Origin of the sequence: Streptomyces azureus (assembly GCF_001270025.1) — a bacterium.
GTDB classification, from domain to species: Bacteria; Actinomycetota; Actinomycetes; order Streptomycetales; family Streptomycetaceae; genus Streptomyces; species Streptomyces azureus.
This window is the reverse complement of the sequence record NZ_DF968368.1, coordinates 42,070-54,095: the sequence shown is the minus strand read 5'-3', so window position 1 is coordinate 54,095 and position 12,026 is coordinate 42,070. Positions and strand designations below refer to the sequence as shown.

Annotated in this window: 12 protein-coding genes and 1 pseudogene; 11 read left to right on the top strand and 2 right to left on the bottom strand. The window is 70.4% G+C overall.

The window, feature by feature from the left end:
* Window positions 1–11 precede the first annotated feature (11 nt).
* From rsmD to mutM, 7 genes are all read left to right on the top strand, one after another.
* On the top strand, window positions 12–599 hold the full coding sequence (gene rsmD, locus AOQ53_RS29715; protein ID WP_059421935.1) for a 16S rRNA (guanine(966)-N(2))-methyltransferase RsmD: 588 nt from the start codon (window positions 12–14) through the stop codon (window positions 597–599).
* A 26-nt stretch (window positions 600–625) separates the two neighbouring features.
* Window positions 626–1,105 (top strand): pantetheine-phosphate adenylyltransferase, encoded by a 480-nt coding sequence (gene coaD / locus AOQ53_RS29710; protein ID WP_059421933.1) that lies wholly within the window; start codon window positions 626–628, stop codon window positions 1,103–1,105.
* 121 nt (window positions 1,106–1,226) lie between these two features.
* The gene (locus tag AOQ53_RS29705) at window positions 1,227–2,303 is read left to right on the top strand and encodes an ATP synthase F0 subunit B (RefSeq protein ID WP_059421932.1); all 1,077 of its coding nucleotides are present in this window, start codon (window positions 1,227–1,229) and stop codon (window positions 2,301–2,303) included.
* A 129-nt stretch (window positions 2,304–2,432) separates the two neighbouring features.
* Window positions 2,433–3,077 (top strand): YceD family protein, encoded by a 645-nt coding sequence (locus tag AOQ53_RS29700; RefSeq protein ID WP_059421930.1) that lies wholly within the window; start codon window positions 2,433–2,435, stop codon window positions 3,075–3,077.
* Window positions 3,078–3,079: 2 nt separating this feature from the next.
* Window positions 3,080–3,253: a 50S ribosomal protein L32 gene (gene rpmF, locus AOQ53_RS29695; protein ID WP_003951102.1), complete on the top strand. Its 174-nt coding sequence runs from the start codon at window positions 3,080–3,082 to the stop codon at window positions 3,251–3,253.
* A gap of 19 nt (window positions 3,254–3,272) precedes the next feature.
* Window positions 3,273–4,109: a ribonuclease III gene (gene rnc, locus AOQ53_RS29690; protein WP_408055202.1), complete on the top strand. Its 837-nt coding sequence runs from the start codon at window positions 3,273–3,275 to the stop codon at window positions 4,107–4,109.
* Window positions 4,110–4,223: 114 nt separating this feature from the next.
* Window positions 4,224–5,084 (top strand): bifunctional DNA-formamidopyrimidine glycosylase/DNA-(apurinic or apyrimidinic site) lyase, encoded by an 861-nt coding sequence (mutM, locus tag AOQ53_RS29685; protein ID WP_059421928.1) that lies wholly within the window; start codon window positions 4,224–4,226, stop codon window positions 5,082–5,084.
* On the opposite strand, the gene AOQ53_RS29680 is transcribed toward mutM, so the two are convergent.
* Together AOQ53_RS29680 and AOQ53_RS29675 are read right to left on the bottom strand one after the other, a co-directional pair.
* Window positions 5,074–5,472 (bottom strand): winged helix-turn-helix transcriptional regulator, encoded by a 399-nt coding sequence (locus tag AOQ53_RS29680; protein WP_059421926.1) that lies wholly within the window; start codon window positions 5,470–5,472, stop codon window positions 5,074–5,076. The two genes, mutM and AOQ53_RS29680, sit on opposite strands and share 11 nt — an antisense overlap.
* 67 nt (window positions 5,473–5,539) lie before the next feature.
* On the bottom strand, window positions 5,540–6,682 hold the full coding sequence (locus AOQ53_RS29675; RefSeq protein ID WP_059421924.1) for a CAP domain-containing protein: 1,143 nt from the start codon (window positions 6,680–6,682) through the stop codon (window positions 5,540–5,542).
* A 162-nt stretch (window positions 6,683–6,844) separates the two neighbouring features.
* Between AOQ53_RS29675 and AOQ53_RS29670 the strand changes: the two genes are divergently transcribed.
* The 4 genes and pseudogenes from AOQ53_RS29670 to AOQ53_RS46700 form a co-directional block, all read left to right on the top strand.
* Entirely contained in the window at window positions 6,845–7,126 is a 282-nt protein-coding gene (locus tag AOQ53_RS29670) for an acylphosphatase (RefSeq protein WP_059421923.1), read from the top strand.
* Window positions 7,127–7,494: 368 nt separating this feature from the next.
* Window positions 7,495–7,698: a hypothetical protein gene (locus AOQ53_RS29665; RefSeq protein ID WP_059421921.1), complete on the top strand. Its 204-nt coding sequence runs from the start codon at window positions 7,495–7,497 to the stop codon at window positions 7,696–7,698.
* 210 nt (window positions 7,699–7,908) lie between these two features.
* Complete coding sequence (gene smc / locus AOQ53_RS29660) at window positions 7,909–11,487, top strand: chromosome segregation protein SMC (protein ID WP_059421919.1); 3,579 nt, start codon at window positions 7,909–7,911, stop codon at window positions 11,485–11,487.
* Window positions 11,488–11,709: 222 nt separating this feature from the next.
* Window positions 11,710–12,026 (top strand): annotated as a pseudogene (locus AOQ53_RS46700) (MFS transporter); the annotation flags it as partial.

The following is a 12,026-nucleotide window of genomic DNA, read 5'->3' as shown; positions in this document are numbered from 1 at the left end:
AAGGACCGAAGATGACCCGCGTGATCGCCGGCACAGCCGGCGGACGTCGCCTGGCAGTACCCCCAGGCACCGGCACCCGCCCCACCTCCGACCGCGCACGCGAAGGTCTCTTCTCCACCTGGCAGTCCCTCCTCGGCGGCCCCCTGGAAGGCGAACGCGTCCTCGACCTCTACGCGGGATCAGGGGCCGTAGGCCTGGAGGCCCTCTCCCGAGGCGCAGGCCACGCCCTCCTGGTCGAGGCCGACGCCAAAGCCGTCCGCACGGTCCGCGACAACGTGAAGTCCCTCGGACTCCCCGGCGCCGAGGTCAGATCAGGCAAAGCGGAACAGATCATCCGCACGGCACCCCCCGGCGCCCCGTACGACCTCGTCTTCCTCGACCCGCCGTACGCCGTCACGGACGACGATCTTCGCGAGATCCTGCTCACACTCCGCTCGGAAGGGTGGCTCGCCGAAGAAGCCCTCGTCACCGTGGAGCGCAGCACCAGAGGCGGTGAATTCCGGTGGCCCGAGGGTTTCGAAGCCCTCCGGGCCCGTCGGTACGGCGAGGGAACGTTTTGGTACGGTCGCGCCGCCTCTACGTGCGAAGACGCACGATGACCGGACCGGAGAGCGAGGGATCACAAGTGCGCCGCGCCGTATGTCCCGGGTCGTTCGACCCGATCACCAACGGACACCTCGACATCATCTCCCGCGCCTCCAGGCTGTACGACGAGGTCTACGTCGCGGTGATGATCAACCAGTCGAAGAAGGGCCTGTTCGAGATCGAGGAGCGGATCGACCTGATCCGCCGGGTCACCGCCGAGTACGGCAACGTCCGCGTCGAGGCCTTCCACGGCCTGCTCGTCGACTTCTGCAAGCAGCGCGAGATCCCCGCCATCGTCAAGGGCCTGCGCGCGGTCAGCGACTTCGACTACGAGCTCCAGATGGCTCAGATGAACAACGGTCTCTCGGGCGTGGAGACCCTCTTCATCCCCACCAACCCCACCTACAGCTTCCTGTCGTCCTCCCTGGTCAAGGAGGTCGCGACCTGGGGCGGCGACGTCTCCCACCTGGTCCCCGCGGAGGTACTCCAGGCCCTCGGCGAGCGCCTGCGGAAGGACTGAACGCGCCCCGGGCGCCGCACGGGACCCTGACACCCCGTCACCCGGTGTCCCCCGGGAACCCCGTGGCCGTACAGTCGTCCCGTCCGTCTCCAACGCATCTGTAGAGAGTGGCGAGCACACGGTGGACGTGCAGAAGAAGCTCGACGAGATCGTCGCCGCGGTCTCCGGCGCCCGGTCCATGCCCATGTCGGCCTCGTGCGTGGTCAACCGCGCCGAACTGCTCTCCATGCTGGAAGAGGTGCGCGCGGCTCTGCCCGGCTCCCTCGCCCAGGCGCAGGAGCTGATCGGCGACCGCCAGCAGATGGTCGAACAGGCCCGCCAGGAGGCCGAGCGGATCATCCAGAGCGCACACGCCGAGCGCGGCTCCCTGATCTCCGACACCGAGGTCGCCCGCCGCTCCCAGGCCGAGGCCGACCGGATCCTCGCCGAGGCCCGCCGGGAGGCCGAGGAGATCCGCGCCGAGGCCGACGACTACGTCGACTCCAAGCTCGCCAACTTCGAGGTCGTCCTCACCAAGACCCTGGGCTCGGTCGGCCGCGGCCGCGAGAAACTCCTCGGTACCGGCCCCGGCACCGACGAGCAGGGCTACGAGGACGAGGACGCCCCCGAGCGCAGCCACGACCCGCAGACCCAGCGCCGTACGGCCGACGAGTACGTCGACGTCAAGCTCGGCGCCTTCGAGGCGGTCCTCGCCAAGACCCTGGAGGCCGTCGGCCGCGGCCGGCAGAAGCTGCACGGCCGGATCGCCGCCGACGACCTCGGCGCCCTCGCCGACGACACCGGCACCGTCCAGCACACCAGCGACGCCGACTACCTCGCCGGCCTGGCCGCCCTCGCGGAGGAGAAGCCCCCGGCCGAGCAGCCCGCCCAGCAGCAGGACTACGGCCAGCCGCAGCCGGCCTACGCCTACCAGCAGCAGCCCGGCCCCTACGAGGGCTACCCGCAGCAGCAGGCGTACGCCGCCCAGCAGGACCCGTACGGCTACCAGCAGGCCGATCCCTACGCCTACCAGGGCTACGACCCGCAGCAGGCCGCGTACGACCCGAATCAGGCCCAGCAGGACCAGCAGGCGCAGCAGCCACAGCAGGGGCGCCAGAGCCACCAGGGATACGCCCTGGACGAGACCAGCCTCTTCGACACCGGCATGATCAGCGCCGAGCAGCTCCGGGCGTACGAGCAGGGCCGCGGCAACGGCTGAGCACCGGATTGGGCCGACAGGCAAAGGTCCAGTATCCTGGCTCTTCGGTCGCGCGTACGTCCGCGATCAACGCTGCCCGGGAACACCGAAGGGCGGCGTCCCCCTCAGCTCGGCAGATCGAAAGCAGGAATGGCCCTGAACGCCCGCCTCGACCACCGCAACCCCCTCGTGTTCGACACGCACGAGCTGGGCCGGCGGCCCGGTGCGCTACAGCGCCTGACCCGCACGGTCGACGCTCCCAAGGACTTCGGCATCAAGGAAGTCATCGGAGTGCCGGAAGGCGCCCCGGTGGAGCTCGAACTCCGTCTGGAGTCGGTCATGGAAGGGGTGCTCGTCACAGGCACCGCCCGTGCCGCCGCCGAGGGGGAGTGCGTAAGGTGTCTGGAGCCGCTTCAGCTCGACGTCGAAGCGGAGTTCCAGGAGATGTTCTCGTACCCTGACGCCGACGACCGGGGCCGCGTGATCGCGGAACCGGGCGACGACGCCGAGGACGACGAGGACAGGCTCTTCCTCGAGGACGGCCTGTTCGACCTCGAGCCCGTGCTGCGGGATGCGGTGGTGCTCGCACTGCCGATGCAGCCGGTGTGCCAGGAAGACTGCCCTGGTCTGTGTGCCGAGTGCGGCGCACGGCTGGCGGACGACCCGGACCACCACCATGACGCCGTCGACATCCGTTGGGCGGCATTGCAGGGACTCGCCGACACCATGTCGGACGGCGAGAAGGACGAGATGAGCGGCGCCGAACCTGGCGTCGACGAGAAGCAGGAGAAGTAGCCGTGGCTGTTCCGAAGCGGAAGATGTCGCGCAGCAACACGCGCCACCGCCGGTCGCAGTGGAAGGCTGCGGTCCCCACCCTGGTTGCGTGCGAGCGCTGCCACGAGCCCAAGCAGCAGCACATCGCGTGCCCCTCGTGCGGCACTTACAACAAGCGCCAGGTCCTCGAGGTCTGAGCGGCTGGTGAGAGGCACTGTGTCCACGCCTAAGAACAAGTCTTCCCGCGTGAGCGGGAGCGCAACGGCGGACAACCAGGCCTCGTCCCACACGCTTCTGGAAGGGCGGCTCGGCTACAAGGTCGAGTCCGCCCTTCTGGTGCGAGCACTGACCCACCGGTCGTACGCATACGAGAACGGCGGTCTGCCGACCAACGAGCGCCTGGAGTTCCTCGGGGACTCCGTGCTCGGCCTGGTCGTCACGGACACGCTGTACCGCACCCACCCCGACCTGCCCGAAGGCCAGCTAGCCAAGCTGCGGGCCGCGGTGGTGAACTCGCGTGCGCTTGCGGAGGTGGGGCGCGGGCTCGACCTGGGCTCCTTCATCCGGCTCGGCCGGGGTGGAGAGGGCACAGGCGGCCGGGACAAGGCGTCCATCCTCGCCGACACCCTCGAAGCGGTGATCGGCGCGGTCTATCTCGACCAAGGGCTGGACTCGGCGGCGGAGCTGGTGCACCGCCTGTTCGATCCCCTGATCGAGAAATCCTCGAACCTCGGAGCCGGCCTGGACTGGAAGACCAGTCTCCAGGAGCTCACCGCGACCGAGGGGCTCGGCGTGCCCGAGTACCTGGTCACGGAGACCGGCCCCGACCACGAGAAGACCTTCACTGCTGCCGCCCGCGTCGGAGGCGTCTCGTACGGCACCGGCACCGGCCGCAGCAAGAAGGAGGCGGAGCAGCAGGCCGCCGAGTCCGCGTGGCGGTCCATCCGGGCCGCGGCGGACGAGCGCGCCAAGGCGGCCAAGGCCGCAGAGGCGACGCAGACGGCGGCGGCTCAGGCCGCTCACACGGCCGTCGACGGCAGCGTCGACGGCTGACAGCCACCACCCGGCGCTCCAGCCGGGCGGCCGGCACAGCACAGCGCACCCGAGCGCCCGCCCCTGCCCGGGGGCGGGCGCTCGGTCATCCACAGGTTTGTGACGGGGGACCCCATGCCCGAGTTGCCCGAGGTCGAGGTCGTACGGCGCGGACTTGAGCGGTGGGTCGCCCACCGGACCGTCGCCGAGGCCGAGGTGCTGCACCCGCGCGCGGTACGCCGCCACTTCGCGGGCGCCGACGACTTCGCGCACCGCCTGAAGGGCCACCGCATCGGCATCCCGAGCCGTCGCGGCAAGTACCTGTGGCTGCCCCTGGAGGACACGGACCAGTCGATCCTGGCCCACCTCGGCATGAGCGGCCAGCTGCTGGTCCAGCCGCACACGGCCCCGGACGAGAAACACCTGCGCATCCGCGTCCGCTTCAGCGACGCCCTGGACACCGAACTCCGCTTCGTCGACCAGCGCACCTTCGGCGGTCTGTCGCTGCACGACAACACCCCCGAGGGCCTGCCCGACGTCATCGCGCACATCGCCCGCGACCCGCTCGACGAGCTCTTCGACGACGAGGCCTTCCACCGGGCGCTGCGCCGCAAGCGGTCCACGATCAAGCGGGCCCTGCTCGACCAGTCGCTGATCAGCGGTGTCGGCAACATCTACGCGGACGAGGCCCTGTGGCGCGCCCGCATCCACTACGAGCGCCCGACCGCGACCTTCACGCGCCCGCGCACCCTGCTGCTCCTCGGCCATGTGCGGGACGTCATGAACGCGGCCCTCGCGGTGGGCGGCACCAGCTTCGACAGCCTGTACGTCAACGTCAACGGCGAGTCGGGCTACTTCGACAGGTCTCTCGACGCGTACGGCCGTGAGGGCCTGCCCTGCCGGCGCTGCGGCACCCCGATGCGCCGACGACCCTGGATGAACCGGTCGAGCTACTACTGCCCGACGTGCCAGCGGCCCCCGCGGATCACGCCCTAGCGGCGTCGTACCGCTCCCGCGCGGCCAGTACGTCGTCCATGCTGCCCTCCACGAAGTGGATCAGGGCGAGCAGCCGCTCGGCCACGCCGTGTCCCAGCGGCGTCAGTTCGTAATCCACGCGGGGCGGGTTGGTCGGCTGCGCCTCGCGGTGCACCAGGCCGTCGCGCTCCAGCGCGTGCAGCGTCTGGGACAGCATCTTCTCGCTGACGCCGTCGACGCGGCGACGCAGCTCGTTGAAGCGGAGCGAGCCCTCGTACAGGGCGCCCAGCGTCAGTGCGCCCCAGCGGCCCGTGACGTGCTCCAGCGTGCCGCGCGAGGGGCAGGCCTTGGCGAACACGTTGTACGGGAGGTCGTCCAGCCCCGCCGTGAGCTCCTGGGTGGTGGTCATATGCCCAGCCTACGCCAGCACAGCGCTAACCAACAGATTGCGCTAACTGGTGGTTAGTGGCGGGGGTCTAGTAACCGAAATTCTGGGTCCACCACGGGCCGCCCGACCCGAACTCGACACCGACGCCCAGCGTCTTGAAGTCGCAGTTCAGGATGTTGGCGCGGTGGCCGGGGCTGTTCATCCAGGCGTCCATCACGGCCGCGGCGTCGGCCTGGCCGCGGGCTATGTTCTCCCCGCCGAGGTTGGATATCCCGGCCTTCTCGGCCCGGTCCCACGGCGTCCTGCCGTCCGGGTCGGTGTGGTCGAAGAAGCCCCGCGCGGCCATGTCCTCGCTGTACTTCTGTGCCAGCTCGGTCAGCGCGCTGTTCGCGGCGACCGGGCTGCAGCCCACCTTCGCCCGCTCCTCGTTCACGAGCTTGAGCACCTGGGCCGCGGTGGCGGACTCCTCCGAGAGGGCGGCGGGCGCGCTGGGCTTCTGCGGCGCCTTGGTGGCCGTACGGGAAGGGGTGTTGTCCGGCTTCTCGCGGGGGGTGGCCGCCGGCTTCTTCTTCTCCGGGGTCTTCTCCTGCGTCTTCTCCGGCTTCTCCGGCGTCTTCGTCGGTGCGGCCGACGACTTCGAGGCGGACGGCGACGGTGAGAGGGAGCGCTCGGCGTCCCGGCTCGTGGGCGCGCCGTCCCGGCCGTCGGCGCTGCCGGTGGTGCCGCCCTGCTCGGTCGGGCTGTTCGTCGGCGTGTCCCCGGCCTGCACCTTGTCGGCGGCGCCGTTGCCGCCGCCGAGCTGGTAGTTCTCGAGGCCGGGGACCGCGCCCGTGGCGACCGCGACCGTACCGAGGGCGACCGCCGCGGACACACCGAGCAGCCCGGTGCGCATCGGCCGCGCGGTCTTCTTCCGGCGGCGGTGCGAGCCCGCGCGCCGGGCGCCGCCGTCGGGCGTGAAGCCGTCGCCGGCGAAGACGGCTGTGTCGGCCGTCCGGGCGTCATGGCCGTCACCCGGCTCGGAGGCGCCCGTGGCGAACAGGTAGGCCTCGCTCTTCGCGTAGGTGTCGGCGTGCGCCTCGGGGTTCAGGTAGGGCGCGATGCCTATCGTCGGGCCGTCTCCCGCGGTGGGGTGCAGCGGGTCCTGGCCTGCCGCGGAGCCGTCGGCGTGCGTGATCCCCGTGGCGCGGCCCGTGGCGGCGCGGCCGGCGGCGGAGCGTCGGTGGCGTCCCATGTCCTGGCCTTCCTCGTCCTGGCGGTCGACTCGTCCTCGAGATCAACACCAAACTCACTCGATCGTGTGAGTTTCATATGAGATTCGTTGGGTGGGGACGGTACCGCATGGCGCAAGTGGAGGAAGTGTCCGGAGGGAAGATCGGGCGGTTAGGTTGCAGTCATGAGCGAGGATGTGCGACTGGTCGCCTGGGTGCGTGGACGCGTCCAAGGTGTGGGTTTCCGCTGGTTCACCCGGGCCAAGGCCCTGGAGATCGGCGGCCTGAGTGGTTTTGCTCTCAATTTGGGCGACGGGCGCGTCCAAGTGGTCGCGGAGGGCGCGCGAGAGGGCTGTGAAGGTCTGCTGGAGTGGCTCCGGAGTGACGACACGCCCGGCCGCGTGGACGGCGTCACCGAGATCTGGGACACACCGCGTGGCGGCTATGAGGGCTTCGCCATCCGCTGATCCCATACCGCCGGCGGCCCCGCGGACCGGTCGCCGACGGCCGCTCAGGACGGAAACTTGCTGGTGATTGCAAGAATCACTTGCCTTGGCAGGCCGCACACGCAAGGATGATCGCCACGCCCCGAGGGCCCCGCAGAAGTCGCAGCACCGCCGTTCCAGGCCGTGTGCGCCGGGTCGCTCGCCAATACGGGGCGTGATCGTGTTGACCGTCAAACTTTTTGGTGAGACGCTGAAAGCACCCCGCGCACCTAGCTGTTTGGCATGGCTGAACGGCAGCACAACTCCAGGCCCTGCCAAGACTGCGGGTGCGGAATCCCTCACGACCCACACCGCATCGGTCGGTCACTCATTGTGGAGGACCATCCATCATGGCAAAGGCGCTTCTCGGTTACGTCGGCGGCTCCGACCCTCGACTCCTCGCCGAGATGCGACGGCTCCAGCAGCGCGTCCAGGACCTGGAATCCGAACTCGTACGGATCCAGGCCGAGAACGAAGCGCTGACGGCTGCCGCTTCTCACGACAGGATCATGGAGCGCGTTGACGCACACCAGGCGGAGCCTGCGCTCACCTGATCACTGCACCGCTCCACAACAGCACCGCAGTGGTTGGGCCGCCCGTCATAACCGCTGAGTTGTCAGAAGTACAAGGGACGCCGCTGGCGTCCCTTCTTTCTTGCCCCCGCATCCTTTCACCGTCTTTAACGTCTGGTGTGCCCTGCGCGTTCAGTCGCGAAACCGTGGGTTCATGGAGTGAGACGAACCCGAGCGGTAGAGTCCGGCGGCGTGCACCTCAAGGCCCTGACCCTCCGCGGGTTCAAGTCGTTCGCCTCGGCGACCACACTCCGGTTCGAGCCGGGAATCACGTGCGTCGTCGGACCGAACGGCTCGGGCAAGTCCAACGTCGTCGACGCGCTCAGCTGGGTCATGGGCGAGCAGGGCGCCAAGTCGCTGCGCGGCGGCAAGATGGAGGACGTCATCTTCGCCGGCACCACCGGCCGCCCGCCGCTGGGCCGGGCCGAGGTGTCCCTGACCATCGACAACTCCGACGGGGCTCTGCCCATCGAGTACGCCGAGGTCACCATCACGCGGATCATGTTCCGCAACGGCGGCAGCGAGTACCAGATCAACGGCGACACCTGCCGCCTCCTCGACATCCAGGAACTGCTCTCCGACTCCGGCATCGGCCGCGAGATGCACGTCATCGTCGGCCAGGGCCAGCTCGACTCCGTGCTGCACGCCGACCCGATGGGCCGCCGCGCCTTCATCGAGGAGGCCGCCGGCGTCCTCAAGCACCGCAAGCGCAAGGAGAAGGCGCTGCGCAAGCTGGACGCGATGCAGGCCAACCTCGCGCGCGTGCAGGACCTCACCGATGAACTGAGACGGCAGCTCAAGCCCCTCGGCCGCCAGGCCGCCGTCGCGCGCCGGGCCGCCGTCATCCAGGCCGACCTGCGCGACGCCCGGCTGCGCCTGCTGGCCGACGACCTCGTACGGCTCCGGGAAGCCCTCAAGGCAGAGGTCGCCGACGAGGCCGCGCTGAAGGAACGCAAGGAGGCCGCCGAGCAGGCGCTGCGCAAGGCGCTCCAGCGGGAGGCGCTCCTGGAGGACGAGGTACGGCAGCTCACGCCGCGCCTCCAGCGCGCCCAGCAGACTTGGTACGAGCTCTCCCAGCTCGCCGAGCGGGTGCGCGGCACGATCTCGCTGGCCGACGCCCGCGTGAAGAGCGCCACCTCCGCGCCCCCCGAGGAACGGCGCGGCCGCGACCCGGAGGACATGGAGCGCGAGGCCGCCCGCATCCGCGAGCAGGAGGCCGAACTGGAAGCGGCCCTGGAGGCGGCCGAACGCGCCCTGGAGGACACGGTCGCCCACCGCGCCGAGCTGGAGCGCGCCCTGACCCAGGAGGAACGACGCCTCAGGGACGCCGCCCGCGCCATCGCCGACCGGCGCGAGGGCCTGGCCCGGCTCAGCGGCCAGGTCAACGCGGCCCGCTCCCGCGCCGCCTCCGCCCAGGCCGAGATCGAACGCCTGGCCGCCGCCCGCGACGAGGCGCAGGAACGTGCCGTCGCCGCGCAGGAGGAATACGAGGCACTCAAGGCCGAGGTCGACGGCCTCGACGCAGGCGACGCCGAACTCGCCGAGCAGCACGAGGCCGCGAAGCAGCAGCTCGCCGAGGCCGAGGCCGCCCTCACGGCAGCCCGCGAGGCGACCACGGCGGCGGAACGCAAGCGCGCCGCGACCCAGGCCCGCCACGAGGCCCTGGCGCTCGGACTGCGCCGCAAGGACGGCACCGGGATACTGCTCGCGGCGAAGGATCGTCTCTCCGGCATCCTCGGCCCGGCGGCGGAACTCCTGACGGTGACCCCCGGGTACGAAGTCGCCCTGGCAGCCGCCTTCGGAGCGGCGGCGGACGCGATCGCCGTGACGTCCCCGGCCTCGGCGGCCGACGCGATCAGACTTCTCCGCAAGCAGGACGGGGGCAGGGCGACGCTGCTCTTGGCGGGAGCTTCCGACCCTGGGGGCGCGGGGAACTGCGCGACCGGCCACAACGAACCCGCAGACACACGACACGCCTTCGCCGCAGATCTGGTCCGCGGTCCCACCGACCTCATGCCTGCCGTACGCCGTCTCCTGCACGGCATCGTCGTGGTCGGCACCCTCGAAGACGCCGAGGATCTCGTCTACGCCCGCCCCGACCTCACGGCGGTGACGGCCGAAGGCGACCTCCTCGGCGCGCATTTCGCCCACGGCGGCTCCGCGGGCGCGCCCAGCCTCCTCGAAGTGCAGGCCTCCGTCGACGAGGCCGCCGCCGAACTCGAAGAGCTGGCCGTCCGCTGCGAGGAGCTGACCGAGGCCCAGCACGCGGCCGGGGAACGGCGCAAGGAGTGTGCCGCCCTGGTCGAGGAGCTGGGGGAGCGGCGCCGGGCCGCCGACCGGGAGAAGTCGGCCGTCGCCCAGCAGCTCGGCCGGCTCGCCGGGCAGGCACGGGGAGCCGCGGGGGAGGCCGAGCGGTCCACCGCCGCCGCGGCCCGGGCACAGGAGGCCCTCGACCAGGCACTCGCGGAGGTCGAGGAACTCGCCGAGCGGCTCGCCGTCGCCGAGGAGATGCCGATCGAGGAGGAGCCCGACACCTCCGTACGCGACCGGCTCGCCGCCGACGGGGCCAACGCCCGCCAGACCGAGATGGAGGCCCGACTCCAGGTCCGTACGCACGAGGAACGGGTGAAGGGTCTGGCCGGACGGGCCGACTCGCTGGACCGGGCCGCCCGTGCGGAACGCGAGGCACGCGCGCGTGCCGAGCAGCGGCGGGCCCGGCTGCGGCACGAGGCGGCGGTCGCCGAGGCCGTCGGCTCGGGTGCCCGGCAGCTGCTCGCCCACGTCGAGGTCTCCCTCGCCCGCGCCGACGAGGAGCGCACCGCTGCCGAGGCCGCCAAGGCCCGCCGCGAACAGGAACTCGCCCGCGCCCGCACCGAGGGGCGCGATCTCAAGGCCGAACTCGACAAGTTGACGGATTCGGTCCACCGCGGCGAGGTACTCGGCGCCGAGAAGCGGCTGCGGATCGAGCAGCTGGAGACCAAGGCGCTGGAGGAGCTGGGTGTCGAACCGGCGGGGCTGGTGGCGGAGTACGGACCGCACCAGCTCGTGCCGCCCTCGCCCCCCGCCGAGGGCGAGGAGCTGCCGGAGGACCCGGAGCATCCGCGCAACCGGCCCAGGCCGTTCGTCCGGGCCGAGCAGGAGAAGCGCCTGAAGGCCGCCGAGCGCGCCTACCAGCAGCTCGGCAAGGTGAACCCGCTCGCCCTGGAGGAGTTCGCGGCGCTGGAGGAGCGTCACCAGTTCCTCAGCGAGCAGCTCGAGGACCTCAAGAAGACGCGGGCGGATCTCCTCCAGGTGGTGAAGGAGGTCGACGAGCGCGTCGAGCAGGTCTTCACGGAGGCCTACCGGGACACGGCCCGGGAGTTCGAGGGCGTCTTCAGCCGGCTGTTCCCGGGTGGTGAGGGGCGGCTGATCCTGACCGACCCCGACCACATGCTCACCACCGGCGTGGACGTCGAGGCCCGGCCGCCGGGCAAGAAGGTCAAGCGGCTGTCGCTGCTCTCCGGCGGGGAGAGGTCGCTGACCGCCGTGGCGCTGCTCGTGTCGATCTTCAAGGCGCGGCCCAGCCCGTTCTACGTCATGGACGAGGTCGAGGCCGCTCTCGACGACACCAATCTCCAGCGGCTCATCAGGATCATGCAGGAGCTCCAGGAAGCCTCCCAGCTGATCGTGATCACCCACCAGAAGCGCACCATGGAGGTCGCCGACGCGCTCTACGGCGTCTCCATGCAGGGCGACGGTGTGTCGAAGGTCATCAGCCAGCGCCTCCGCTAGATGGATGCGGTCTACACCGGTCTCACCTGCAATTCTCGGCGCCTTCAATACTTGAACACATTACGGGCACACTCCTGCCTCAGATTCACAGCTGCTGATCTATTGACTTCGAAACTTGAAGGCATAGTCTCGGCAACGTTCCTTTTACCTTCAGGTACCTTCAGGTGGCACCTCGAAGGCTGATTCGCTCCGGCAGCGTTGCCGGTGGCCCGAGGAGTACACGTGACCAGCACAGCGCAGGCACCCAAGTCAGGAGCCAGGGCGGCTCATCCCGAGCATCTCGGGCATGTCATCTTCATCGCGGCGGCGGCCGCGATGGGTGGTTTCCTCTTCGGCTACGACAGTTCCGTGATCAACGGCGCCGTCGAGGCCATCAGGGACCGCTACGACATCGGCTCCGCAGCCCTCGCCCAGGTCATCGCCATCGCCCTCATCGGCTGCGCCATCGGTGCCGCGACCGCCGGCCGCATAGCCGACCGCATCGGCCGCATCCGGTGCATGCAGATCGCCGCGATCCTCTTCACGGTCAGCGCCGTCGG